Below are 26,665 nucleotides of genomic sequence, written 5' to 3' on the forward strand. Positions count from 1 at the left end.
GGCAAATCATGACTAACATTATTATTAGTATCCTATTGTTACTGACATTTGTCGGGTTCATTTATTACATTGTGAAGGGTGGCAATCTTGTGATTGGCTTCTTCGTAATGGCATTACTTTGGTCAGTTATTGGCTTGGTGCCATTCAATAAAGTCATTCAAGACGTTATTGCAACACCGGCGTTAAATTATGGTCCAACGATTATATATATTGTTTTTGGTTCTTGGTTTGGGCGAGTGTTGGTTGATTCAGGCATTGCCGGGTCAATTTCAGCTCAAACAGAAAAAGTTGGTCGAAAAGCACCGATATTGGCTGCTATTTTGGTGGTATTGGTCACGGCGTTGATTTTCTCATCTGCTTATGGTGTTGGATCAGTAATCGCAATTGGTGTTATTTTAATTCCAATTTTGCTATCAATCGGCGTTCCAAAAAAAGTCGCTATACCAGCATTTACCATGGCAATTGGTGCGCCAATGTACATTAACGTGGTGTTATTTAATCAAATTAAGGCTTTCTTCCCATCTGTTAGTTTCTCGGGAAAGTATCTGATATTTGGTTTAGCAGCGATGAGTGTTCAATTGATTGGTGTGATCATCTTCATTCTAATTAATAGTAAAAGTATTAAAAATGGCAAAATTGAGACGATTGCCGCCAATAATCAAGCTGATTTTAAAAAGACGCATCCAATTACTTTCATTGTGCCAGTCTTACCAGTTGCATTAAATATGTTTTTCCACTGGGATGCAATTCCTGCGCTGTTATTGGCAACCATTATTGCTTTGCTTTTGACGGGCCAGATGAAATCTTATAAAGGTCTGGTTGAATTCATTAACAAAACAGTGTCCCAAGCCATTAATGATATTTCAGGACTGATTATCTTTTTGATGGCACTAGTGATGTTTGCGGGTGCTGCCACAATGAATGTGCCTCACTTTAAAAGCATTATCGAAGTTATCTTGCCAAGTAGTCCACTTGTGCTGGCGATTGCAGTTGGTATTTTAGCACCATTGGCATTATTTCGTGGGCCTTTGCATGTTTGGGGTGCCGGTGCCGCGACTGCTGCGGTTTTGGCCGCTACGGGTACTTTCCAACCAATTTTCTTATTGCCACTACTATATACAGCAAGTATCATGGCGGTTTCAATTGATTTAACACAATCATGGAACACATGGGCGTTGACATATTCAAAGTTAGAAACCAAAGAATTTTTGAAGATGGGCATTCCTGTTATGTGGGCAGTTTCAATTGTCAATGAACTGCTAGTATTTGCTTTCTTCGGTCACTAAAAACAAGAGTTTAAGGAGTAAAATAATGAGTGAAATTTTGACATTAGGTGAACCAATTGTAACCTTTACATCAACTGACTTGAATGCTGGGTTAGTTGATAGCATTAACTATTATAAGTTTTTGGGTGGCGCAGAGCTAAACGTGATGATTGGTGCGACGCGTCTGGGACATTCAACTGAATATATTTCTCAAGTGGGTGCTGATCCGTTGGGACAATTTGCAGTAAAAGAAATTGCCAAGTATCATGTAGGTAATCATTATATTTCAACAGATGACCATAACTGGACTGCATTTCAATTGAAAGAGTTAGTGGATGAAGGTGATCCTTCAACCTTTAACTTTAGACGTAATTCGGCTGCGGCTCACTTTGATAAATCAAATATTGATCACATCGATTTTGATGGCGTTAAAATTGCTCATTTATCAGGTATTTTTCCTGCTATTTCTAATCAAGCGCGAGAAGCATTTCGTTACTTTGCCGAACAATTAATTCAACGTGGTATTCGGACAACATTTGACCCTAACTTAAGACCTGCTTTGTGGGAATCACAAGAAAAAATGATTGCAACCATTAATGATTTGGCAAAATATGGCGAAATTGTTTTGCCGGGCATTAACGAAGGTGAAATTTTAATGGGCTCGCGTGATCCAGAAAAAATCGCCGATTTCTATTTGGAAAATAGTGAACGCACGCAAACGGTTGTTGTTAAACTTGGTCCTGAAGGCGCATACGTCAAAAATAAAGCGGGTGATAGTTACACAGTTCAGGGATTCAAAGTTGAAAAAGTAGTGGATACAGTTGGCGCTGGCGATGGGTTTGCATTGGGACTCATTACTGGCTTGATTGAAGGCTTGACAATGGCACAAGCAGTTGAACGTGGTAACGCCGTTGGTGCATTACAAGTTCAAACAACCGGCGACAATGACGGCTATCCAACACCAGAACAATTGGCAAGTTATTTAGCAAAAGAACAGAAAGAGGCATAAGCATGACAGAACAAATTTATTTACCAGATGATATTCCTGCAGTAGGTAAAAAAATACTAACAGACGCTGGGTTTGAAGTGGTTGTTGGCACTGGACGTGCCCGTGAAACGATGAAAACTGAAGGCGCAAATGCAAGTGCTGTCTTGATTGGCACGCAACCATTTGATGGTGACATTATGGATGCCATGCCAAACCTAAAAGTAATTGCGCGCAATGGTGTTGGTTATGACGCTGTTGACGTTGATGCTGCCACAGAGCGGGGCATTTATGTGGTCAACACGCCAAAAGCTCTGTCAGGGTCAGTAGCTGAAACAGCTGTATCAGAGCTGTTAGCTATCAGTAAAAACCTCTATCAAGATGCTAAAGCCATTCACGATGATAATTGGAACTATCGTAAGTCACACCCCGGTCGTGATATTGAAGGCAAGACGGTTGGTATTTTAGGCTTTGGTCGAATTGGTCAACAAGTTGCAAAAAAGTTGAGCGGATTTGATGTAAAAGTTATTGCGTATGATCCATTTGCTAAATCAACTGATACCGTTTCAATTGTTGATCGTGATACTATTTTCAAGACAGCAGATTATGTGATGGTTCATTTACCAGCTTTGCCAGAAACAGAGCATTCCATTGGCGCAGCCGAGTTCAAAATGATGAAAAATGACGCGTACCTGATTAACATGGCACGTGGCGTCATTATCGTTGAATCAGATCTTGTTGCAGCACTTAAAAATAATGAAATTGCCGGTGCGGCATTAGACGTCTTTGAAGAAGAGCCTTTGCCAGTAACCAACCCATTGGTTAGCTTAGAAAATGTTTTGCTGACACCACACATTGCTTCCAATACAATTGAAACAAAAGCACGTATGGCAGTTGATGCTACTAATGATATTGTGCGGGTGCTTAAAGGCGAACAACCAGAAGCAGCTGTCAACCATCTAGAAGCATAACCATTATTTTGACGTCCCGCTTGTGGGACGTTTTTTATTTTAAAAGCGTATAATGGAATTATTCTAACAATTGATAGGAGATATTATGGCTGAATTGACACGATTTTATAATACATTCCAACCAAAACATTATGAAATCTATTTGGATATTGATCGAGAATCTAAGCGGATTAGTGGTAAAACCACAATTACTGGAACCGCTAAATCAGAAACGATTGCGATTCATCAAAAGGATTTGATGATTAGTGCGGTCCAAGCGGACGAGCAAGATGTGACATTTATGGTAGACCGTGACGCTGACGCTATTCGGATTGAATTACCTAAGTCAGGTGAAACAAAGGTTACTATTACTTATACGACAGTTTTGACTGACACGATGATGGGCATTTATCCTTCATATTATGAAGTTGATGGTGAGAAAAAGCAGATTATTGGCACGCAATTTGAAACCAATTTTGCCAGACAAGCTTTTCCAAGTATTGATGAACCAGAAGCCAAAGCAACTTTTGATTTAGCCATTAAGTTTGATGAACAGCCAGGCGAAACTATCTTGGCGAACATGCCTGAAGTGCGTGAAGCAAATGGTGTACATTACTTTGATACAACAGTACGTATGTCAACATATTTAGTTGCCTTTGCTTTTGGTGACTTGCAAAAGAAAGAGACCAAAACGACAAGTGGTGTTAAAATTGGTGTCTTCGCAACCAAAGCGCATCAGGCTAAGGAACTTGATTTTGCACTAGATATTGCGAAGCGCTCAATCGAGTTTTATGAAGACTTTTATCAAACGCCTTATCCATTGCCACATTCATGGCAACTTGCGTTACCTGATTTTTCAGCGGGTGCAATGGAAAACTGGGGCTTAGTAACCTATCGTGAGGCATACTTATTACTTGATCCTGACAACACAGCGCTAGATACCAAGCAGGTAGTAGCAACTGTGATTGCCCATGAGTTGGCGCACCAATGGTTTGGCGATTTGGTGACGATGAAGTGGTGGGATGATTTGTGGCTAAATGAAAGTTTTGCCAATATGATGGAGTATGTCGCCATCGATGCTTTAGAGCCTGATTGGCATATTTGGGAAAGTTTCCAAACAGCTGATGCACCAGCTGCCTTACAACGAGATGCGACTGATGGGGTGCAATCGGTCCATGTTCAAGTTGAACATCCTGCAGAAATTGATGCGCTGTTTGACGGTGCTATTGTTTATGCTAAAGGTGCGCGTATGCTAGTTATGGTGCGTGCGTTGATTGGGGATGAGGCTTTGCGTGCTGGTTTGAAAGCTTATTTTGCTGCGCATCAATTTGGTAATGCTACTGGAGCTGACTTATGGGCTGCATTGGGGCAAGCCTCTGGCATTGATGTGAGTGCTATCATGACTTCTTGGTTGGAACAGCCTGGTTATCCAGTCGTTACAGCAGCTGTTGTTGATGGGCAATTGACGCTTTCACAACAACAGTTCTTTATTGGCGATGGCAAAGAGGTTGGCCGTCAATGGGCCATTCCATTGAACAGTAATTACGATGCCGTACCCGCTATTTTCAAAGATCAGTCAGTGACGATTGGTAATTATGAAGCCTTAAGAGAACAGTTTGGTACACCATTCCGTTTGAACGTTGGTAATAATTCTCATTTTATTGTTAAATATGATGAGACATTGCTACAAGATATTTTAAGTCAATCAGATCAGCTAGATGCGATTTCACAATTACAAATTTTGCAAGATTTGAGATTATTAGCTGAAGGACGACAAATTTCTTATGCACAATTAGTGCCATTACTAGGTCGTTTTGCCAATAGTCATTCGGCTGTTGTGACCGCAGCACTTTACCGCGTTGCAGTGAATTTGAAAAAGTTCGTGGCCGCTCATTCTGATGAGGAAAAGGCTTTGAAGGGGTTGTATGACCAACTGAGTCAAGATCAATTAGCACGTTTAGGCTGGCAAGATATTGATGGTGAGTCAAATGACGACCAATTGTCGCGCCCATATATTATCAATGCTGCGTTGTATGCTGAAAATCCAGCCGCAATTGCAGCGGCACATGATATATTTGTAGCTCATGAAAATGATTTGACGAGCCTTTCTGCTGGTACACGTGTCTTCATTTTGGCAAATGAAATGAAACAGTTTGGGTCTGCTGATCTGTTTAATCAATTACTGGCTGAATATCACGCTACTTCTGACGCGAGCTATCAGTCTGATTTGCGTGCAGCTATCACTAGCACAACTGATAAGGCGCTGATTGAACAACTAGTTGGCAAATTTGAGGATGCTGACACAATTAAGCCACAAGATTTGCGTGGTTGGTTCTATGGGCTGTTGGCTAACGAAGACGGACAACAAGCCGCTTGGGATTGGGTACGTGAAGAGTGGCAATGGCTAGAAGATACAGTGGGTGGTGATATGGAGTTTACGACCTATATCACTGTCATTGCAAATGTTTTCAAGACACAAACTCGCCTTGATGAATTTAAAGCTTTCTTTGAACCGAAATTAGATACACCGGGATTGACGCGAGAAATTAAAATGGATACCAGTGTGATTACAAGTCGTGTAGCACTCGTTGCAGCTGAAAAAGATGCTGTCAATGCAGCAGTTGCTGAAGTGACGCAATAAAAAGTATTTGTAGGTGGGTCACCTGATAGTTTGTAAAACTATCAGGTTTTTTCTTTGGTTGATGATGTGCTTATGAAAATTGCAATTGTGATATGATTAGCGATAAAATATAAGTGTATTGAAAGCGTTTTCAAATTGAAAGGAGATCATCATGTATTATAGTAATGGTAATTATGAGGCATTTGCCACACCGCGAAAGCCAAAGGGGGTTGATCAAAAGTCAGCGTATATTGTTGGTTCCGGATTGGCTGGGTTGTCGGCTGCGGTATTTTTGATTAGAGATGGTCAAATGAAAGGTGAGGCAATTCATATTTTAGAAGAGCTACCATTAGCTGGTGGTTCATTAGATGGCATAGCACGCCCGAACGTGGGATTCGTAACGCGTGGCGGTCGTGAAATGGAAAATCATTTTGAGTGCTTATGGGATTTGTATCGATCAATTCCATCACTTGAAATTCCGGGTGCTTCATATCTTGATGAATATTATTGGTTAGACAAAGACGATCCTAATTCTTCAAATTGCCGATTGATTTACGATCGCGGTAATCGTGTGCCAGATGACGGCGACTATACTTTGGGTAAATCATCACAAGAAATTATCAAACTGATTATGACACCAGAAGCCAAGCTGGGTACGCAAACGATTGAAGATTACTTCTCAGATGCTTTCTTTGAAAGCAATTTTTGGACTTACTGGGCAACGATGTTCGCCTTTGAAAAATGGCATTCTGCTGTTGAAATGCGTCGCTATGCCATGCGCTTTATTCACCATATTGATGGGTTACCAGATTTTTCAGCCTTGAAATTCAATAAATACAATCAATATGACTCGATGGTTTTGCCCTTGATTCATTACTTAGAAGACCATGGTGTTGATGTACAATTTGATACCACGGTAGATAACATTATTGTGGATTTTGATAATGGTCAAAAGGTGGCTAAGTCACTAGAATTAACCGTTAGCGGGCAACACGAAACAAGACCATTAACTGCCAACGATTTGGTGTTTGTAACGAACGGCTCTATCACCGAAAGTACAACTTATGGCAGCCACTTTGAACCAGCACCAGTAACTACTGAGCCGGGTGGATCATGGCAGTTATGGGAAAACTTGGCGGCACAATCTGATGAATTTGGCCATCCATCGGTCTTTTATCAAGATTTACCTGCAAAAAGTTGGTTTGTGTCAGCGACTGCCACAATTGAAAATACAGAAATTGATCCCTATATTGAACGTTTGACGAAACGTGATTTGCATGATGGTAAAATCAATACTGGCGGCATTATTACAATTACAGATTCTAATTGGCTAATGAGTTTTGCTGTACATCGTCAGCCTCACTTCAAAACTCAAAAGCCAAATGAAACAACTGTCTGGATTTATGGCTTGTATTCCGATGTGCCCGGCAACTATGTGAAAAAGACGATTGTTGATTGCTCCGGTGAAGAAATTACGCAAGAATTACTTTATCACCTTGGCGTACCAGAAAGTAAAATTCAGCAATTATCCAAGCAAGAGTCAATTAATACAGTGCCGGTTTACATGCCATTTATCACAAGTTACTTCATGCCACGTGTTATGGGTGATCGACCAAAAGTCATTCCTGACGGGTCGGTTAATTTGGCATTCATTGGTAACTTTGCGGAGTCACCATCACGCGATACAGTGTTTACGACTGAATACTCAGTCCGTACAGCAATGGAAGCCGTGTACAGTCTGTTAGATGTTGAGCGCGGTGTACCGGAAGTGTTTAATTCAATTTACGATATTCGTGAATTATTACGCGCCATGTATTATATGAACGACAAAAAAGCCATCACAGATATGAATCTGCCAATTCCTAAGTTAATTCAAAAAGTTGGCATGAAAAAAATTAAAGGGACATGGTTAGAAGAATTGCTTGTTGAAGCACACTTGATGTGAGCATGATTGAAACAGTAGCTTCTCATCATTAAATTATGTCGTCATAAAAGCACGCGTCGTCAGGCGGGTGTTTTTGTCGTATAATGAGATAATAATAACAATTAAAGGAAAAAAATATGATTAATCAATACGGGCGAATTAAGGTAGATTTAGCGACTGAATTACAGGAATTAAAAGCATTAGGATTTAACAGTGAAAGCTATGAAACGCTGTTACGACAAGCTTTGCCTAGCTACCACTCTATTTCAGCTCAAAATGATTGGTTGCGGTTGCATTTGGCAACGGCTGAACAAGACATTTATAGTTTTTTCCAACAAAAACTAGCAGTGGATCAAGCAGTTTTTTATCGTATTGGTGCACAGTTACTAGGATTCAATGATGAATTAGCCAATAATAACTTTGACGGTCTGGCGACATTTCAAAAACTAGGCTTGCCGATTGTTGCGATTGATACTATCCCCCATGCTTGGTATACGTTGCTAAATACTCATAATAGCACTGGATTATTGTTGATTGATGCATTAGTTAGCCAAGGTTATTTACCACAAAACAATCAACGTCTCATTTTTAATGGTAAGTCATTATCGACGTTTGATACAAATGATTTGATTCGCGAGTCTGTCTGGGTAGAAACGAGTGTTGACACTGATAACGATGGCCAGCTTGATTTAGTACAAGTCGACATTGTTCGTCCAAAAAGTGAGGGACCATTGCCCGTTTTGTTCACTGCTTCTCCATATTATCAGGGACTGAATGTCAAAGAAAATGATGCTAAAATTCATTTGGTCAATGTGCCTTTGCAGCGGAAAGAACCAACTCAAGTTGATAAAAATGACGTGACATATCAAGGACTATCAGCTTCGACTGCCAAACCGCGAAAAGTTTCAGGTCACGCAACTGAAACGGAAGTTTCATTTACAGCTGAAGCTGGTTTGCCAGTTGATCTTAATCAATACTTTTTGTCGCGTGGTTTTGCGATTGCTTATTCTGCTGGTGTCGGTACACGGCATGCTGATGGTATGCAAGATACGGGGTCACCCGAGCAAGTCGAATCGATGAAAAATGTTGTCGAATGGCTTGCCGGTAATCGAGTGGCTTTTACGAATCGATACGATAATATCGCAATTGCTGCTGACTGGTCGAGTCACAAAATTGCGATGACAGGCCGTTCGTATTTGGGCACATTAGCAACTGCTGTTGCAACAACTGGCGTTGCAGGGTTAGAAACAGTTGTGTCTGAAGCTGCTATTTCGAATTGGTATCAATATTACCGTGATAATGGTTTAGTGGTGGCACCGGGTGGCTTTCCGGGAGAAGATATGGACGTGTTGGCTGAATTGGTTTACACAAGAATGAAAGATCCAGCAGATTGGTGGCGAACACGTTCTCAGTGGCAAGCCTTTCAATCAGAAACTGCACGTCTTATGGCACGTGATAACGGCAACTATGACCGCTATTGGGATTCGCGTAATTACCTGAACCATGTACAAAATATCAAAATCGATATGCTGATGGTTCACGGTTTAAATGATTGGAATGTTAAACCACGTCAAGTTTACCAGCTTTGGTCTGCCTTAAAGCAAAATAATCATGTTAAAAAGATATATTTGCATCAAGGAGAACATATTTACATCAATAATAACCGTTCCCTTGATTTTTCTGATCAAATTAATCTTTGGTTTTCCGAAAAACTATTAGGATTGCATGTGGACGCCACGACTGCCTTGCCAACAGTGACATGGCAAGATAACACCAATCCAGAAGCTTGGCATGCCTTAGAGGATTGGGGAATTGGTGAAAAAGTCAGTTATCATTTCGCGGATAAAAAATTGTCGCGTAGCCCACAATCAGCTGGTGAAGTAAGCTTCAGGGATTGGCTACCTGAGGACCAATTCAAGCAGTATGGCAAGCATTTCAATGCTTGGCGTCAAGCAATTATTTCCGGAAAAATACCAGAAACAGCACAGATTTTTAAGACAGAAGCATTATCAACCGCTCAGACGATTGATGGTGAAATCACGCTAAATTTACGGGTCAAATCCTCAAAAAATATTGGTTTATTAAGCGCTATGATTGTGGATTATGGGACCGATCAATATCTGAAAGTTTCACCAACACCACAAGAAGCCACAGTTGATCGCGGACGAAACTTTAGCCCAACACGTTTGATGGCTTTTGAAATGACCAAGGCAAATCAGAAAATGGTAACATTAGGTCATATTAATTTGCAAAATCGAATCAATGCTTGGCAAACTGATGATTTGCAGGCAGACGAGTTTGTTAATGTCTCATTGACTTTACAACCAACTCACTATCAAATACGTTCAGGGCACCAACTTGGTGTTGTTTTGTATGCGACTGATTTTGAGATGACGGTCCGTGGTAATCAAGATATTGTTTACACGATAGATTTAGCCAATAGTCAAATTGATTTACCAATTGTTAATAAATGATGACATGAAGAGAAAAGCAACTATTCGTTGCTTTTTTTTTACACTTTTTTATTTGTGCATAACTGAACGACCAAAATGAATAAATATCCTGTCTAGTCGTCAAAAGGTTACCAAATACTAACACTAGACCACTTGTCTATACAATTACTAAAAAACCTTTAAAACAGCGTTGTAAACGCTTTCAACAGATGGTATATTGTTGTTGTAGACATCAGTGAAGGAGATTAAAAATGAATAAATATCAAATCATCCACGATGAACTACTGAAAGAAATCAATGACGGCAAATATCCTAATAATGCGATGTTACCGAGTGATTTTGCGTTAATGAATCGTTACCACGTGGCTCGTGAGACGTCACGAAAAGCTGTGGCAATGCTAGTTGATGAAGGATATGTTATGCGAATTAAAGGACGAGGCACGTTCGTCATTAATCAAAATCGCTACTCATTTCCTATTTCACATGTTGAAAGTTATCGTGAGTTGGCTGCGCGTCTGAAATTAGATGAACGGACACAGTTGTTGACGATTACAGATAGTGAGGTGCCATCAGTATTTGAGTATGGTGACGACACGCCTGTGCCGGCAACTGCTGTTGTCCGAATTCGATATTTGGACAACGAACCAGTGATTATTGATCACGATTACGTTTTAAAAGATGTTGTGCCTGAAATCAAAAAATTATCGCAATCAGTGTCATTATTTGAACTGTTTGAACAGCAATTGGGATTGGTGATTAGTTATGCTAAGAAAACCATTACGGTTGAACCTGCCAATGCTACGGACAGGCAATTAATGGGATTAGCTGAATCCATTCCAATCGTCGTGATTAGATCAGAGACATTTTTGAATGATGGTCGCATTATCTCTTTCACTGAGTCCAGACACCGAGCCGATCGATTTAAAAGCGTTGAATTTTCAAGGCGACATTGAGTGTTGTTGTTAATTGTATTGAGGAGAAAAAATGGTAGATACAAAAATTTTAGCGCCACTAGCAGGTCACGTTATCTCACTTGCTGATGTGGCTGATCCAGTATTTAGTAAAAAAACCATGGGAGATGGTTTCGCCCTACAACCCACTGGGCATGATATTGTAGCCCCAGTTAGTGGTGTCGTTATCGCTATGCAAGGACATGCATTTGGTGTTCGACGCTCTGACGGATTGGAGGTACTGACACATGTTGGTTTGGAAACCGTCAGTCTCGATGGTAAGCCTTTCGAGTGGCGAATTAAAGAAGGTAATCAGGTCAAAGCGGGGGATCATGTTGGGGATGTTGATTTAGAAGAAATCAAAGCAGCACATCTTGATACAACAACGATGGTTGTCTTTACCAATACGGCTGATGTATTAGACAAATTAACACTGATTTCTGGTAAAGAGAATGTTTCAGCTGGTGAGACTGTTGCTGACGCGACTGTCAAAACTATTGCACCGGTAACATCATCAACACCGGCAAAAGGAAATGGGACGAAGTACGAACCCTTAGCGGCAGACATTATTCAAGGCGTCGGTGGTGCACAAAATGTGGACAAGGTCATTCATTGTATCACGCGTTTGCGGTTTTATTTGAAAGACCACACAGTCGCTGATGATCACAAGATTGAATCCCTAAATGGGGTTGCCGGTGTCAATTATGCTGATTCGTTGGGGCAATATCAAGTTGTCATTGGACCTGCAGTCACCGACGTTTATGATGAAGTCGTGGCGCAACTAGGCAGCAGTGTCGTAGATGATGCGGCGACGGCAGATGCAGTTGCTGCAACCAAACAAGAAAAAGGTTCCAAGAATCCCTTGGTCCATGCATTTCAAGCAATCATTGGTACGATAACTGGCTCAATGATGCCAATCATCGGTTTATTGGCTGCTGGTGGTATGTTAAATGGATTTTTGAGCTTGTTTTCAAACAAAGCGTCATTTCCAGCGATTTACTTCATTGATCCAGCATCAAGTACGTTTACGATTTTACAGTCAATGGCCATGGCACCGTTCTACTTTTTGCCTATTTTAGTTGGCTTTTCCGCAGCGCAACAGCTTAAAAGTGATCCTTTCGTAGTTGCCGCTATTGGTGCTTTCTTGGTTAAGCCTGATTTTATTTATTTGACAACGGCGCATGTTGTTGATGGCAAAGTTGTGCAACCAGCGCAAGCGCTGGGTAGTTTGTTTGGTGTAAGCCTTAATTCAAGTTTCTTTGGTTTACCCATCAATATTCCAAGTTACGCCTACTCAATTTTCCCAATTATTTTTGCCGCTTGGTTGGCACGTCCCGTAGGTAATTGGCTCAAAAAGCATTTGCCATTAGTATTACGTTCAATTTTCCAACCTTTGCTAACGCTATTAATTGTGGGATCAGTCGTTGTTGTTGTCGTTGGACCAGCTATCACTTTGGTATCACAAGGTATTTCAACAATTGTTAACTGGCTTTTGCACTTAAATTATCCATTGTCTGGTTTGATTATTGGCGGTTTGTATCAAGCACTCGTTATCTTCGGTTTGCACTGGATGGTTGTGCCATTGATTGCTAATGAAATTGCACAGACAGGTCACTCTACTTTGAATGCAATTGTGAACTTTACTATGATTGCACAGGGTGCTGGTGCCTTGGCGGTTTGGGCTAAGACCAAGATTCCATCACTTAAAGGTTTGGCTGGTGCTGGCTTCCTATCAGCGATGGCAGGTATTACAGAACCTGCAATGTATGGTATTAATTTGAAGTATGGCCGTGTATTCTGGATGGCTAACATTGGTGGTGCTGTCGGCGGCTTAATTGCCGGTTTGTTCAACTTGAATATGTACGGATTCACAGGATCATTGATTGGCTTCCCATCATTTGCGGTGCCAAAGGGTCAAACAGGTGCGGATAATAATATGTTGATTTTCTGGGTGGCTTCGATTGCGACAATTGCGGTGTCGTTTGCGATGGTTTACTTCTTCGGATTTAAAGATTCAGATACAGGTCAAGTTAAGACTGTGGAAAAGAAGAACGCCTTTAAAGACGCAGTTGCCAAGTAAAGTGAGAATTGTTTAAGGAGTGAACATGACAAATGAAAATTGGTTATTAACTTACAATGACATTGTTGGTGGTGTTAAAAATTACGGTCGCGAGAGCTTGCTAACTTTAGGAAATGGCTTTATGGGCTGGCGTGGCGCACTTGTGACAAACGCTTATGATGATGATTTTTATCCCGGGTTGTACGGGGCTGGTATTTTTAACCAAACATCAACGCCCGTTGCAGGGCGCGATGTCATTAATGAAGACCTTGTGAATTTGCCCAATGTAGCCTTAATCAAGGTGCACATTGATGGTAAATCTCTGTTAATCAACAACTCAACTATCAAATCACTAAAACGCAGCCTTAATTTTAAAACGGGTGAATTGACAGATGATTATCAAGTGCAGGTGGCGGGAAACTCACAACATTTTGTCACCATTAAAACGGTTAAGGTGATTAATCCGGTTCATTGGCATCAGTTAGGTTTACGTTTTCAAATCACCTCAAATTATGACGCACACATTGCGATTGATGCGATTATTGATGGCAGCGTCGAAAACAAAAATGTGGCACGCTATCGTGATTTTGACTCACAAGAATTTGATGTCCAGTCAGTTCATGACGATCTGATTATCATCAAAACACGAACAACTGATGTTACTGTTGCTGTAGCAGCAAAAACAATAGGTGAAAGTGTTGAAAAAACGATAAAAACTGAAAATCAGGTGACAACACACATCGAACGTGATTGTCAGGCCGGACAATCGTTCACAATTGAACGGGTGATGGCAGTTGCAAGCAGTTTAGAGACAAACGGCGATCTTGCTGAATTTGTTCAAAATGAAACAGCCAACACGACTTTTGACGAAATTCAACGAGAGAGTCATGATTATTGGCAATCATTATGGCAAACCAAAGATATTCAAATTAGTGGCGACGATGCCATGCAAAAGTTGACGCGTATGAATATTTTTCACCTTAATCAGATGGCCAATCCAAACGCAAATCCATATTTGGATGCTTCGGTTGGCTCTCGTGGTTTGACTGGTGAGGGGTATCGTGGCCATATTTTCTGGGATGAATTATTTGCACTACCATATTACTCAGTCAACGAACCAAAATCGGCTAGTGCTGTTTTGAACTATCGCACGAAGCGGTTATCAGCGGCTGAAAAAAATGCTATATCAGAGAACGAATCAGGTGCGATGTATCCTTGGCAATCAGGAATGTATGGTGACGAGCAAAGTCAACTGATTCATTTGAACACAGTTGATAACACTTGGATTCCAGATAATTCTCGATTACAACGCCACATTTCATTAGCAATTGCCTATAATATGTGGGTTTACCAGCAGGTGACAGGACGCTATGACCATCTTGATAAAGGCGGTTTAAACATGTTAATCCAAATTGGTCGTTTTTGGATTAACAAAGCAGAGAAGATTGGTGATCGTTACCAAATTAAAGGCGTTATGGGACCTAACGAATTCCATGAAGAAATTCCCGGTGCTCATGCTGGTGGATTGCTCAATAACGCTTATACAAACGTTATGGTGGTTTGGTTGTTGAACTATCTGCATGATTTATCGCAGAATGTCAAGATTGACTTTGACGCGTCAGCACGAGCAGTCGGCTATACCCAAAATGAAGCGGAAAAAGCAGAAGACATCCGTCATCATTTGAAGTTATCCATTGATGATCGTGGCATTGTCGAACAATATGAAGGTTTCTTCAAACTTGAGCAACTCGATTTTTCAGCATATCAAGCTAAGTATGGTGATATCCATCGAATTGATAGGATACTCAAGGCAGAGGGCAAGTCGCCTGATGATTATCAGGTCATTAAACAGGCAGACTTTCTAATGCTACTGTATAACCTAGGTGCGCAACAGACAGAGTCACTGATTCATCAACTTGGGTATCAATTACCCGATGATTGGTTGGCAAAGAATACAGCCTATTACTTAGACCGCACAACACATGGTTCAACGACTTCTCGCCCAGTATTTGCTGGTATCTATGTCGAGTTGGCGCGACAAGGTGATACAAAATTTGAAACACAAGCGTACGATTTTTTGACAGACGCAATTGGTTCTGATTATTATGATATTCAAGGTGGTACAACCGCAGAGGGTGTTCACATGGGTGTCATGGGCGAAACATTATCAGTCATTCAAAATGATTATGCTGGAGTTGATTTATTGCACGGTCAGTTCAGCATCAATCCACGATTACCAAAACAGTGGTCTGAATTACACTTTACACAGCAATATCGAGGTGTCTTAATTGATATTGATATCAAGCCAACTGTCATGGTATTGATGAGCGATCAAGCCATAACCGTTCACGTTTATGACAAAGCGATTGATTTGGTAGCTGGGGAGGCAAAAGAGGTGTCTTATCATGGTTAATTTTTCAGAAATAAAAGGCTTTACATTCGATTTAGATGGTGTCATTACGGATACCGCTAAGTTTCACGAGCAAGCTTGGCATGATTTGGCTACGTCCTTGAATGTGCCTTGGTCGGCTGAATTAGGGCGTCAACTTAAAGGTATTAGTCGTATGGATTCGCTAAATATGATTTTAGCTGAAGGTGGTCATGAAAATGACTACACGGATGATGAAAAAGCAGCATTTGCGGCACAAAAAAATCAACATTATGTTGCATTAATTCAAGCGTTGACACCGGCAGATATTTTGCCCGGAATGACTGAATTTCTAGCCGAAATCAAACGTGAAGGTTACTTTGCGAGTGTTGCCAGTGCTTCAAAAAACGCACCAACGATACTCAAAAAATTAGGCATCATGGCTGACTTTGTCGGCATTGTGGATCCAGCCACGTTATCACATGGCAAACCAGATCCTGAAATATTTACCAAAGCAGGGGAGATATTGAAGCTACAACCAACACAAATCATTGGGTTAGAAGATGCCAGTGCTGGCGTGCAAGCGATCAAAGGTGCAGGGCAAACGGCACTGGGCATTGGTACAGCAGCTAAAGATGCTCAACCAGACATTTGGTTTGCTGAAACTAAGGAAATTTCCTTGGCTAATATCGCAAAACAAATGAATGCATAACAAAATAAAATCACCGTAATTTGATTTACGGTGATTTATTTTAAGTTTCAGGATTAGGTGTTGTCAACGCATTATTTCTAATGAAACTGCGAAAGGTCTTGAAAGTATCAGCAAATAATTCGTCTGGCTCAATATTTAACATTTCTTTCGGGAAAAAGAATCGCTGATCAAGTGACGCTTTGCCTTTAATCGCAGCGACGAGTGTTGATAAATCAGAGAGTTCGCGGTGTGTCCCATCAGCTAACAAAAAGTCAATTTGCGTTCTTGGCTTGGCCACGTTGGGTTTGTAATCGTCGTATGGTAAGTCATAAGCATCATTACGTGCTGTGTAGTAATCAGGGTTAAAGCCCGCGTTATCCACAAGTTGTTCTAACTCGCCCAATAAAGGTGCTGTTTCATTGGTGATAGCAATTGACTTGAGCGGGCGACGTCCAAGAAAACGCTGAGATAAGTCCGATAAAATCGGATCGGGGTGAGATTGCCAGATATTGATATAAGTCATAAACACATTATCGTCGAGCTTGAGATAATCATCTAATCCCAATGGCTTTTCATCAAATAATGGCGCCAAAAGTGGGCCGACGAAGTCCTTTTCAGGTACAGGGTTGTGATGGCTGGCTTGATAAAGCTCGCGAACACGCGTCAAAATATGTTCTAACAGCACTTCCATGCCACGTGAGACAGGGTGAAAATAGACTTGTAAATACATCTGATAACGTGACACAACATAGTCTTCAACGGCATGCATACCGGCGATATCAAAGGCAATGCCGGTTGGGGTTGGGCGCATGGTACGCAAAATACGATCAATATCAAATTCACCGTATTTAGTACCAGTAAAATAAGCGTCACGTAATAAATAATCCATGCGATCAACGTCAACTTGACTAGAAATTAATTGCACGACTTGTGGATTTTCATAAGTTTTGGCAATAACACTAGCCACTTTATTAGGAAAATCTGTTGATACTTGTGCCAAAATCGTGTGTACGGCCGTATCACCCATGATAATTTCCCGTGTAATTGCTTCATGATCTGTGCCAAATAGGTGTTCAAATGTATGAGAAAATGCACCGTGTCCAACATCGTGAAGTAAGGCAGCGACAAGCGTGACTAAGCGCTCACTTGAATCCCACACATCGCCATAATATTGATCGAAGTGTTCGGTAATCTGTCGAGCAATCTCATAGGCACCCACAGAGTGCCCAAAACGTGAATGTTCCGCTCCGTGAAACACTGAACTGGTAATGCCAAGTTGCTTAACGCGACGCAACCGCTGAAATTCAGGGGTGTTAATCAAATCCAAAATAACTTGGTCTTGAATATGAATAAAATTATGAATAGGATCGCGTAGAACTTTTTCATTAGTAATTTTTTTATCTAACATCATATAGTATGCCCTTTTGTGCTTTCTTATATTATAATAGATTTTAGATTGAAATAGGGGCAGAATATGATAATTAACGGGCAATCGGACGTAAAAGTTCACCTAAAAACGAAAATTCGTCAGGGAAATGATATCGAAGACTTTCAATTTGATACAGATGGTCAGTTATTGTTAAAAAATGGCGCACTTTATTTGCGTTACACAGAGATTATTGACGATCAGACAACACAAGTTATGTTCAAAATTGATGATGAACGCGTGCGCTTAAATCGCTCTGGTGAGACAACAACCAAATTAGCATTTGTGAAATCACAACGTGTTCCAGCTTTGTATCAAACACCAGCCGGACAAATGCAAATTGAAACGCTAACAACCTTATTGGCGACCCACTTTGATTTGGCAAACTGGCGAGGTGAAGTTGACGTGGATTATGTTTTATATGCTAATCAACAAATTGTCGGACAATACGAAATTCGGTTGCAATTTAGCGCCAAATCTAGTATGCTAGACTAGTTAGAAACCCCGAAAGGACGTGCAATATGTCACTTACAACATTAGGCAATCACCCTAAAGAAGAATTAGCACTTGTCGAAATAGCAACTGCTGTTTTGACTGAACATAAAGAAGCAATGCCTTTCAGCTCACTCGTTCAAGAGATTCAAGACTTTTTGGAAATTGATTCAGAAACTTTTAAGCCACGTTTATCACAATTCTACACTGACTTGAATACAGATGGTTCATTCATTTCACTTGGTAATAATGAATGGGCATTACGTGCTTGGTATCCAGTTGATGCCATTGATGAATCAATTCATGAACTTGATGATGAAGAAGATGCACCGAAGCGTAAAAAGTCAGCTAAAAAGAAAGTCAACGTATTTGCTGATAATGCATCTGATGATGATGTTATCGATTATAACGATGATGATCCCGAAGATGAAGATTTCACAACAGTTGAAGATGATGACACCGAAGATGATTCCGAAGACGATGATGTGGCTGTTGACGACGATGATGACGATGCCAACGAAATTGATTTGAGTGAAGATGAATCAATTGATGCCAACATGACTGAATTAACTGGTGGTAATGATCTTGACGATCTTGGTGATGGTGATCAAGAAAAGTAATTTGAGATAGTTGGCTCAACTGGCAACACTAAGTTGGGTGAGTATCATTTAAAAAGTATCTACAATAAGCAGTTAGTTATCGGAGCACGCGTGATGACTAACTGCTTATTTTGCTCTCATGAGAACATCAACTTTCTGACAAAGTAGAATGTTCGTTAAAAAAGTGAATTAGTGAATGTTGAATATTTTTTGAAGTAGTGTATATTAAATGAGATAACACTAAGTTAACATTTTTTAAATAACTATATAGCTAATTGAAAACGAGGTAATTATGAAAAAAATATTATCTATTGGTGGTTCAGATACGAGTGGCGGTGGTGGCATAGAGGCAGACATTAAAACGTTTGAAAGATATGATGAATTTAACGTAGTGGCGATAGAAAATATTGTCACTATGAATCCAAACAACTGGCAAGTGGCGCAATATCCAATGCCAACTGAAACTTTTTCAGCTCAACTGCAAACGACATTATCTATTGCACTAGCTGGGATTAAGGTTGGTATGATTTCAGATATCAATAACTTTAATATTTTAATTGATTATCTCGAAACGGCTAAATTTGGTATGTTGCTGGTGGATCCAGTGATGGCTACAAAGTTGACAATTGCTCATGACAAAACGATTGATTTGACAACTTATAAAAAGAAATTATTATCGAAGGCTGACATTGTGACGCCTAATGTTTTGGAAGCAGCATTGTTGACGGATGTCCAATCAATCAATAATGTCTCTGAAATGAAAGAAGCAGCAAAGAAAATTTATGATTACGGCGTCAAAAATGTCGTGATTAAATCGGGGAACCGATTTGCTGACGGTTTAGCGACGGATTTATTGTATGATGGGACAAATTTTGAAGTATTCCAGAATGAAATCATAAAAACAGATTATAATCATGGGGCAGGATGTACATTTTCGGCAGTAATTCTTGCTAATATGGTTAAAAATAATGCAATTAGTGCTTCAGTTAAAGAAGCCAAAGAATTTACATTTCAAGCAGTTGCTAATGCAATTCAATTAAATCAATTTGTGGGCCATGTTTGGCAGGGAGATAATCATTATGAAACAACATAATAACGCCGTTATTAACATTGTACTGGTGGCATTGTTCACTAGTATTACCTTTGTTGCAACCAGTATACAGGTGCCAATGCCGGCATTAATTGGAAAACCATTTGTACATCTGGGAAATTCAGCAGTGCTATTATCAGTATTACTTTTAGGATTTAAACGTGGTGCGCTTGCTGGCGGTTTTGGGCTAGCATTGTTTGATCTATTTCATGGCTACGTGATGGAAGCCCCATATTACTTTTTTGAATGTTTCGTCGTTGGTGGTATTGCTACCTATGTATTTTCACTGGTTCACTATAAAAAACATGGTACGAGCGTTAAATTAATTGTGGTTATTTTGGCGGCTGTCGTTACCAAGTTAGTCATGACAACAGGACATAATTTTGTGATGAGTTTGTTCAAGGGCATGACCATACAACCTGCGATAGTAGCAACAGTATCGTCCTTATTTCCAACAGTGATTAACTGTGTGATGACAATGATAGTTGTTTTTGTTGTCTATCGCTGGTTAGCAGAACGATTTGAGCAGCTATTTGTCAAAAATAATTTCATATAAATTTGATCATCGTGCTATATTGCTTTATTAAAAATTTTGAACAGCGGCATAAACAGTTTCATGACAAAGAAATGTGATATAAATAATTTTTTGATTTGACATTGGTAAATAATGAGCATACAATTAGTACCAATATTATGAATAAGATAACAACACAATTGAACAACACATTTTTTGCCCTCCTTGTCCTCGCGTGACTAGTAGGCTATTTTGTGTTAATCGTCTACTATTTTCTTTCAGAAATAGAGTAGACGGTTGGGATATCGGATTAAGCACCTAACTGTTTTGACAGTTAGGTGCTTTTTTGTAGGATTTTGGAGAAATATGATCAACATAGAAAAATTTATTAAGACGAGAAAACATCTCAGGATATCGCAGGTTACACTTTGTGCAGGTATTTGCACGCAAGCCACGCTTTCAAAATTTGAAAAACATCAACAGATTCCATCATTTGATATTATGATTGCGCTGTGTGAACGAATAGGCTTGACATTAAATGATGTGTTTCCAATAGCAGTTTCTTCACATCAAACACGCAATGAAAAGTTACTAGCACAGGCTTTAAAAGCATTATTTTACCAAAATGTTAATCAATTTAAAAAGAATATAGAACAAGTAGCGCTGGACAAAATACTGGATAAAGAGTTATCAACTTATCAAATTGCCAAATATTTTTACATGGTAATTTTGGTGAAAGATGATAATCAAGCGAAGAAATTGGTATCGCATATTGATATTGCGTGTTTCAATCAACAATACAAATTATTGTTTTATGCGATAACCAGTCATTATTATTATCATTGTGGTCAATTCACCAAAGCGCAACAAGCGTTTGAAGACGTCTGGCGTCATCAAAAATCAAATGCTGTCAATGATCACACTGGTTGTCAAGAAGCAATTGTCTACTTACTAGCAGAATATCAGATGTTGATGAAAAACTATCAATTGGCAATGATGTTGGCCACTTATGGGATTGACTTAGCACATGCAGATGATAGCACCTATTTTTTGGAAAACTTTTTCTGGCAATTGGTGCAAGCAAGCGACATGTGGCACAGTCAAGATTTTATTGTCAATGAAATGATTGAAAATGCGCGGGTAATTGCTAAAATACATAATAACGAAGCTATCCTAAAAAAGCTCAGTCAACGAAAAAAAGGGGAAAATAAAAATGACAACACTCAAGGTTGAAAACTTACATGTCTCAGTGGCAGGAAAAGAAATTTTGAAAGGGGTTAATTTGGTCGTTAATACTGGTGAAATTCATGCCATTATGGGACCAAACGGTACTGGTAAATCAACACTATCGCAAACCATTATGGGGCACCCAGCTTATGAGGTGACTCAAGGCCATATTACCATTGATGATCAAGATTTAGCTGACATGTCAGTGGACCAACGCGCACGCGCCGGTTTATTTTTGGCAATGCAATATCCATCAGAAATTCAAGGCGTGACCAATGCTGAGTTCATGCGGGCTGCCATTAACGCACGCCGTCCAGAAGATGATCAAATTGGTGTTATGTCATTCATTGAAAAACTGGATGAAAAACGTGAATTTTTATCTATGTCTGAAGAAATGGCGGAACGTTATCTCAATGAAGGCTTCTCAGGCGGGGAGAAAAAGCGCAATGAAATTTTGCAAATGATGATGATTGAACCAAGAATTGCGATTTTGGATGAAATTGACTCAGGATTAGATATTGATGCTTTGAAAGTTGTTTCCCGAGGCGTCAATGACATGCGGTCTAGTGATTTTGGCGCGTTAATGATTACCCACTATCAGCGACTTTTGGATTATATTGTGCCAGACTTTGTTCATGTGATGATGGGCGGAAAAATTGTCAAAACAGGTGGCGCCGAATTGGCCAAAAAGCTGGAAACTGAAGGCTATGCTGGCCTTCGAGATGAATTGGGTTTGAGTGTTCAGTTAACTGACGAAGATGTGAACTCATATTTTGTGGAGGATTAATATGGCTGATAATCATTCAATACAATCTTTACCATTGCCTACATTTGCCAAAGTACGGTATAACGCGTGGCAACTAGATGATATGATACCAGCCAGTGAAACAGCCACGACACCATTTTTTATGAAAAATAAGGGAAATGGTATCGAAGTGAGTGGATTATCGACAACTTACCAACATTTGACCGAGGCAATGACTGCTCAAGGTGTGATTTTGATGAGTATGGTGCAAGCAAAAATCGACTACCCGGCACTGCTAGAAAAAATGGTTGGCACCGTCATTACTAAGACAACCGATCGTTTATCTGCACAAAATTTTGCGCAATTTAATACAGGAATTTTTGTATATATCCCAGAAAATGTCCAATTTGATGACGTTTTGCATTTAACACTAAATCATTTGGCTGCCTCTGGCAAAGATTTGGTTGCGCGTATTTTTGTTTATATTGGTGCAAATGCTAAGGTGGATATTTTGCAAGAAATACACACGATAGGCGATCAAAAATCCAAAGCTTCAGTTGTTGTTGAAGTTATCGCTGATGTGGGCGCCCAAGTAACTTATGCTAATATTGACGCCTTTAACGAGCAGACAACAACTTATATTAATCGTGAAGCTGAAGTGAGAGACCATGCAACAGTTGAATGGCAAAATGCTGAATTTAATGATGGCAATGCGATAATCCGCTTAGCTAGCCAATTGAATGGTGAGGGGGGTACCTCACATGCGAATGTCATTGGGCTGACAACTAAAAAACAAACACAAGGATTTGTGACCACTATCTTGAATCGAGGGCGTCATACATTAGGGCATATTTTCCAGCGAGGTGTCATTTTAAACTGCTCAACTCTAGTATTTAACGGTATTGGCAAAATTATTAAAGGTGCACAGGGTTCAGATGCACAACAAGAGTCACGTGTTTTGATGTTATCACGTCGAGCACGCGGTGATGCTAATCCGCTATTATTAATTGATGAAAATGATGTGACTGCTGGTCACGCCGCTTCTGTTGGTCGTGTTGACGAGGATCAAATGTACTACTTAATGAGTAGAGGCATTAGTGAACAAGTTGCTCGAAAACTGGTTATTCGTGGATTTATGGGTGAAGTATTAGCAAAAATGCCAACTAAGGAAGCGCAACAGCAGGTAGTGACGGAAATTGACAGAAAGTTAAAACATGAAGATGAATCAAACTGATTTTCCAATACTGAACCAAAAAATTAATGGCGAACCTCTGATATATTTCGATAGCGCTGCAACTTCGCAGAAGCCTCAATTTGTCATCGACGCCATCACTGGTTACTATCAAAATGACAATGCAAATGTGCATCGTGGTATTTATGAATTATCACAACGTGCTACCAATTTATATGAACAAGCGCGAGACAAGGTCCAAAAATTGATACATGCCAAAAGGCGAGAAGAAATATTGTTCACACGTGGCACAACAGAATCGTTGAATTGGTTGGCAAGCAGTTATGGTGTAGAAAATGTTAAACAAGGAGATGAAATTCTCTTATCGTACATGGAACATCATTCTAATATTGTCCCGTGGCAACAGTTGGCCAAGCGTGTGGGTGCTAGCTTGAAATATATTGACCTTAAAGAAGACGGTACCTTAGACTTGGCCGATGCCAAAGCAAAGCTGTCTGATAAAACCAAAATCGTATCAGTTACCCATGTTTCGAACGTGTTGGGCGTGGTCAATCCAATTAAAAAATTAGCTCAGATGGCACATGAACACGGGGCCATTATGATTGCTGATGGGGCACAATCAGTGCCTCACATGGCAATAGACGTGCAAGAAATGGGTGTTGATTTTTTTGCTTTTTCAGGTCATAAAATGTTGGGACCAACCGGTATTGGTGTGCTGTACGGCAGGTATGATGTGTTAAATCAAATGCGACCAGCACAATTTGGTGGCGAAATGATTGAATTTGTCGATTTACATGAAGCAACGTTTCAACCATTGCCTTGGCGTTTTGAAGCGGGAACACCAAATATTGCTGGTGCTATTGGTCTGGGAGCTGCTGTGGATTATCTAACAAATATCGGGATGATTGAGGTAGCAAAATACGAACAATCATTGGTTGATTATGCTTTGCCAAAGCTTAAAAGTATTGATGGTCTGACTGTCTATGGTCCGCAAGACAGTGAACAGCACACTGGTGTAATCGCATTTAATATAGCGGGTATTCATGCGCATGATTTAGCGACTGCCTTGGATCAAGAAGGTATTGCGGTACGAGCAGGACACCATTGTGCACAGCCACTGATGCATTATTTAGATGTTGCTGCGACTGTTCGTGTTAGCTTTTACATCTATAATACACGTCAAGAAATTGATCGCTTTGTTGCCACCTTAGGAAAAATTAAGGAGTATTTTAACCGTGAGTTTGCATAATTTAGATTATTTGTACCGTCAAACGATTATGGCATACGCGCAACATCCGCACCATTATCAGCCTATGTTGGAAACCGAAAATTATCATATTCGAAAGTATAATCCGACCTGTGGCGATGTCATTGATTTGGCTTTTAATATAAATAATGATATTGTGACTGATATTCATTTTTATGGGGATGGTTGTGCCATATCGAAATCTTCCGCTTCGATGATGACGGATTTAGTTATCGGGAAAAATATCAGTCAGATTACCCAGTTAGTAGATCAATTTTCAAAAATGATTCGTGGCGAAGCGGGAAATTATAACGCTCTTGGGGAAGCGCAAATTCTTTCAGGTGTGACTAAATTCCCAACGCGAATCAAGTGTGCAACTTTAGCATGGCATGCTTTGGCAGAATTATTAGCAATAGAAAAATAAGAGAGGTGCAAGCATGGAAATAGACAGGCAAGCAGCCATTGATCAGACAAAGGCTGCTATTTCAAATGATAAGGCGACTGAATTAGGCTTTCAAGACGATTATCAAGCAGTTTTTTCGACGGGTAAAGGACTAAATGAAAACATTATCCGTCAAATCTCAGCTAAAAAAAATGAGCCACAGTGGATGCTAGATTACCGATTGCAGGCATATCAAACATATCTCAAAATGCCAATGCAGCAATGGGGACCGGATCTAAGCGAAATTAATTTTGATGATATTTATTACTATAACAAGCCAACCAATGACAAATATCGTGACTGGGACGACGTGCCAGCAGAATTGAAAGCAACCTTTGAACGTTTGGGTGTTCCAGAAGCCGAACGAAAGTGGCTAGCAGGGTCTTCTGCACAATATGAGTCAGAAGTTGTTTATCATCGCATGAAAGAAGAATTTGCTAAGACAGGGATTGTTTTTACCGACACAGATACTGCGGTCCAAGAATATCCCGAGCTTATTCAAGAATACTTTGGGTCACTTGTTAAACCAACCAACAATAAATTAGCGGCCTTAAATTCAGCAGTTTGGTCTGGTGGTACATTCATTTATGTACCAAAAGGTGTCCACGTGACGACACCGATTCAGTCTTATTTCCGAATTAATACTGAAAATGAGGGTCAGTTTGAACGGACATTGATTGTTGTTGACGAAGGGGCACATGTTGATTATGTTGAAGGGTGTTCAGCGCCAATGTATTCAGGGGATGCGCTGCATGCTGCTGTGGTAGAAGTGATTGTTAAAAAAGATGGCTATTGCCGCTACACGACGATTCAAAACTGGTCAAATAATGTGTATTCATTGGAAACAAAACGTGCAGCAGCGCATGAAAACGCAACGATGGAATGGGTTGATGGTAATTTTGGTTCAAAAACGACGATGAAATATCCATCAGTTTATTTGGAGGGCGAGGGTGCAAAAGGCACCATGCTATCAATTGCCGTTGCTGGTGAGGGCGTAAATTTAGATTCTGGCGCGCAAATGATTCATAATGCCAAAAATACCTCGTCATCTATCATTTCAAAATCAATTGCACACGATGGTGGTGCCACAGATTATCGCGGTACAGTGAAATTTGGTCGCGAGTCTGATGGGTCATTTGCTCACGTCGAGTGTGACACAATTTTAGTTGATGATAAATCTTCAGCCGATACGATTCCATACAACACAATTTTGAATGGCAATGTGTCGATGGAACATGAGGCAAAAGTTTCACGTGTTTCCGAAGAGCAATTGTATTATCTTATGACACGTGGTATTTCTGCTGAAAAAGCCACAGAGATGATTATTATGGGCTTTATTGAGCCATTTACAAAAGAGCTGCCAATGGAATATGCTGTTGAGTTAAATCGATTAATGAAATTTGAAATGGTTGGATCGGTAGGATAAG

General features: G+C 40.1%; 21 protein-coding genes. 20 read left to right on the plus strand and 1 reads right to left on the minus strand.

The genetic code is table 11. The features are described from left to right. Positions 1-8: 8 nt before the first annotated feature. The 10 genes from ACI3ES_RS02575 (at position 9) to pgmB (ending at position 16,286) form a co-directional block, all read left to right on the plus strand. Positions 9-1,286, plus strand: a complete 1,278-nt coding sequence (locus tag ACI3ES_RS02575) for a hypothetical protein (protein WP_010291420.1) — start codon at positions 9-11, stop codon at positions 1,284-1,286. Between the two features lie 25 nt (positions 1,287-1,311). Further along, positions 1,312-2,274, plus strand: a complete 963-nt coding sequence (locus ACI3ES_RS02580; RefSeq protein WP_114666432.1) for a sugar kinase — start codon at positions 1,312-1,314, stop codon at positions 2,272-2,274. Positions 2,275-2,276: 2 nt separating this feature from the next. Then, on the plus strand, positions 2,277-3,221 hold the full coding sequence (locus tag ACI3ES_RS02585; protein WP_114666433.1) for a phosphoglycerate dehydrogenase: 945 nt from the start codon (positions 2,277-2,279) through the stop codon (positions 3,219-3,221). A gap of 85 nt (positions 3,222-3,306) precedes the next feature. After that, positions 3,307-5,841, plus strand: a complete 2,535-nt coding sequence (locus ACI3ES_RS02590) for a M1 family metallopeptidase (RefSeq protein ID WP_114666434.1) — start codon at positions 3,307-3,309, stop codon at positions 5,839-5,841. Positions 5,842-5,992: 151 nt separating this feature from the next. Beyond that, positions 5,993-7,765 (plus strand): oleate hydratase, encoded by a 1,773-nt coding sequence (locus tag ACI3ES_RS02595; protein ID WP_036067733.1) that lies wholly within the window; start codon positions 5,993-5,995, stop codon positions 7,763-7,765. Positions 7,766-7,881: 116 nt separating this feature from the next. Next, the gene (locus tag ACI3ES_RS02600; protein ID WP_114666435.1) at positions 7,882-10,218 is read left to right on the plus strand and encodes a Xaa-Pro dipeptidyl-peptidase; all 2,337 of its coding nucleotides are present in this window, start codon (positions 7,882-7,884) and stop codon (positions 10,216-10,218) included. A gap of 230 nt (positions 10,219-10,448) precedes the next feature. Further along, positions 10,449-11,150, plus strand: a complete 702-nt coding sequence (gene treR / locus ACI3ES_RS02605; protein WP_114666436.1) for a trehalose operon repressor — start codon at positions 10,449-10,451, stop codon at positions 11,148-11,150. A gap of 31 nt (positions 11,151-11,181) precedes the next feature. After that, positions 11,182-13,227, plus strand: coding sequence for a glucose PTS transporter subunit IIA (locus ACI3ES_RS02610; protein ID WP_114666437.1), 2,046 nt, complete (start codon positions 11,182-11,184; stop codon positions 13,225-13,227). Positions 13,228-13,252: 25 nt separating this feature from the next. Next, positions 13,253-15,619: a glycoside hydrolase family 65 protein gene (locus ACI3ES_RS02615; protein WP_114666438.1), complete on the plus strand. Its 2,367-nt coding sequence runs from the start codon at positions 13,253-13,255 to the stop codon at positions 15,617-15,619. After that, positions 15,612-16,286: a beta-phosphoglucomutase gene (gene pgmB / locus ACI3ES_RS02620; protein WP_114666439.1), complete on the plus strand. Its 675-nt coding sequence runs from the start codon at positions 15,612-15,614 to the stop codon at positions 16,284-16,286. The genes ACI3ES_RS02615 and pgmB overlap by 8 nt, the downstream gene beginning before the upstream one ends. A gap of 40 nt (positions 16,287-16,326) precedes the next feature. Here the strand turns inward: pgmB and ACI3ES_RS02625 are convergent, their stop codons facing one another. Further along, a complete protein-coding gene (locus ACI3ES_RS02625) occupies positions 16,327-17,673 on the minus strand; it encodes an HD domain-containing protein (protein WP_114666692.1) in 1,347 nt (448 codons plus the stop codon). A 66-nt stretch (positions 17,674-17,739) separates the two neighbouring features. Between ACI3ES_RS02625 and ACI3ES_RS02630 the strand changes: the two genes are divergently transcribed. The 10 genes from ACI3ES_RS02630 (at position 17,740) to sufB (ending at position 26,664) form a co-directional block, all read left to right on the plus strand. Continuing rightward, a complete protein-coding gene (locus tag ACI3ES_RS02630) occupies positions 17,740-18,186 on the plus strand; it encodes a DUF1934 domain-containing protein (protein ID WP_010291403.1) in 447 nt (148 codons plus the stop codon). Between the two features lie 26 nt (positions 18,187-18,212). Further along, entirely contained in the window at positions 18,213-18,803 is a 591-nt protein-coding gene (rpoE, locus tag ACI3ES_RS02635) for a DNA-directed RNA polymerase subunit delta (protein WP_114666440.1), read from the plus strand. A gap of 271 nt (positions 18,804-19,074) precedes the next feature. Continuing rightward, complete coding sequence (gene thiD / locus ACI3ES_RS02640; RefSeq protein WP_407632017.1) at positions 19,075-19,875, plus strand: hydroxymethylpyrimidine/phosphomethylpyrimidine kinase family protein; 801 nt, start codon at positions 19,075-19,077, stop codon at positions 19,873-19,875. Beyond that, on the plus strand, positions 19,862-20,428 hold the full coding sequence (locus tag ACI3ES_RS02645; protein WP_080519053.1) for an ECF transporter S component: 567 nt from the start codon (positions 19,862-19,864) through the stop codon (positions 20,426-20,428). The genes thiD and ACI3ES_RS02645 overlap by 14 nt, the downstream gene beginning before the upstream one ends. A gap of 324 nt (positions 20,429-20,752) precedes the next feature. Continuing rightward, complete coding sequence (locus ACI3ES_RS02650) at positions 20,753-21,619, plus strand: helix-turn-helix transcriptional regulator (protein ID WP_114666442.1); 867 nt, start codon at positions 20,753-20,755, stop codon at positions 21,617-21,619. Then, on the plus strand, positions 21,600-22,400 hold the full coding sequence (gene sufC, locus ACI3ES_RS02655) for a Fe-S cluster assembly ATPase SufC (protein WP_114666443.1): 801 nt from the start codon (positions 21,600-21,602) through the stop codon (positions 22,398-22,400). Before ACI3ES_RS02650 ends, sufC begins: the two co-directional genes overlap by 20 nt. A 1-nt stretch (position 22,401) precedes the next feature. Then, on the plus strand, positions 22,402-23,592 hold the full coding sequence (sufD, locus tag ACI3ES_RS02660; protein WP_317211973.1) for a Fe-S cluster assembly protein SufD: 1,191 nt from the start codon (positions 22,402-22,404) through the stop codon (positions 23,590-23,592). After that, positions 23,573-24,799: an aminotransferase class V-fold PLP-dependent enzyme gene (locus ACI3ES_RS02665; RefSeq protein ID WP_114666445.1), complete on the plus strand. Its 1,227-nt coding sequence runs from the start codon at positions 23,573-23,575 to the stop codon at positions 24,797-24,799. Before sufD ends, ACI3ES_RS02665 begins: the two co-directional genes overlap by 20 nt. Then, on the plus strand, positions 24,786-25,220 hold the full coding sequence (gene sufU, locus ACI3ES_RS02670; protein WP_114666446.1) for a Fe-S cluster assembly sulfur transfer protein SufU: 435 nt from the start codon (positions 24,786-24,788) through the stop codon (positions 25,218-25,220). The genes ACI3ES_RS02665 and sufU overlap by 14 nt, the downstream gene beginning before the upstream one ends. Before the next feature lie 13 nt (positions 25,221-25,233). After that, positions 25,234-26,664, plus strand: a complete 1,431-nt coding sequence (gene sufB, locus ACI3ES_RS02675; protein ID WP_114666447.1) for a Fe-S cluster assembly protein SufB — start codon at positions 25,234-25,236, stop codon at positions 26,662-26,664. The last annotated feature ends 1 nt before the right edge of the window (position 26,665 follow it).

This window comes from Leuconostoc falkenbergense (genome assembly GCF_045801155.1).
In the GTDB taxonomy this organism is placed as follows: domain Bacteria; phylum Bacillota; class Bacilli; order Lactobacillales; family Lactobacillaceae; genus Leuconostoc; species Leuconostoc falkenbergense.

Bases quoted from the DNA above. Each gene is read 5' to 3' on its own strand.
- ACI3ES_RS02575 (WP_010291420.1), top strand. From the start codon at position 9: ATGACTAACATTATTATTAGTATCCTATTGTTACTGACATTTGTCGGG.
- ACI3ES_RS02580 (WP_114666432.1), top strand. From the start codon at position 1,312: ATGAGTGAAATTTTGACATTAGGTGAACCAATTGTAACCTTTACATCA.
- ACI3ES_RS02585 (WP_114666433.1), top strand. From the start codon at position 2,277: ATGACAGAACAAATTTATTTACCAGATGATATTCCTGCAGTAGGTAAA.
- ACI3ES_RS02590 (WP_114666434.1), top strand. From the start codon at position 3,307: ATGGCTGAATTGACACGATTTTATAATACATTCCAACCAAAACATTAT.
- ACI3ES_RS02595 (WP_036067733.1), top strand. From the start codon at position 5,993: ATGTATTATAGTAATGGTAATTATGAGGCATTTGCCACACCGCGAAAG.
- ACI3ES_RS02600 (WP_114666435.1), top strand. From the start codon at position 7,882: ATGATTAATCAATACGGGCGAATTAAGGTAGATTTAGCGACTGAATTA.
- treR (WP_114666436.1), top strand. From the start codon at position 10,449: ATGAATAAATATCAAATCATCCACGATGAACTACTGAAAGAAATCAAT.
- ACI3ES_RS02610 (WP_114666437.1), top strand. From the start codon at position 11,182: ATGGTAGATACAAAAATTTTAGCGCCACTAGCAGGTCACGTTATCTCA.
- ACI3ES_RS02615 (WP_114666438.1), top strand. From the start codon at position 13,253: ATGACAAATGAAAATTGGTTATTAACTTACAATGACATTGTTGGTGGT.
- pgmB (WP_114666439.1), top strand. From the start codon at position 15,612: ATGGTTAATTTTTCAGAAATAAAAGGCTTTACATTCGATTTAGATGGT.
- ACI3ES_RS02625 (WP_114666692.1), bottom strand. From the start codon at position 17,673: ATGTTAGATAAAAAAATTACTAATGAAAAAGTTCTACGCGATCCTATT.
- ACI3ES_RS02630 (WP_010291403.1), top strand. From the start codon at position 17,740: ATGATAATTAACGGGCAATCGGACGTAAAAGTTCACCTAAAAACGAAA.
- rpoE (WP_114666440.1), top strand. From the start codon at position 18,213: ATGTCACTTACAACATTAGGCAATCACCCTAAAGAAGAATTAGCACTT.
- thiD (WP_407632017.1), top strand. From the start codon at position 19,075: ATGAAAAAAATATTATCTATTGGTGGTTCAGATACGAGTGGCGGTGGT.
- ACI3ES_RS02645 (WP_080519053.1), top strand. From the start codon at position 19,862: ATGAAACAACATAATAACGCCGTTATTAACATTGTACTGGTGGCATTG.
- ACI3ES_RS02650 (WP_114666442.1), top strand. From the start codon at position 20,753: ATGATCAACATAGAAAAATTTATTAAGACGAGAAAACATCTCAGGATA.
- sufC (WP_114666443.1), top strand. From the start codon at position 21,600: ATGACAACACTCAAGGTTGAAAACTTACATGTCTCAGTGGCAGGAAAA.
- sufD (WP_317211973.1), top strand. From the start codon at position 22,402: ATGGCTGATAATCATTCAATACAATCTTTACCATTGCCTACATTTGCC.
- ACI3ES_RS02665 (WP_114666445.1), top strand. From the start codon at position 23,573: ATGAAGATGAATCAAACTGATTTTCCAATACTGAACCAAAAAATTAAT.
- sufB (WP_114666447.1), top strand. From the start codon at position 25,234: ATGGAAATAGACAGGCAAGCAGCCATTGATCAGACAAAGGCTGCTATT.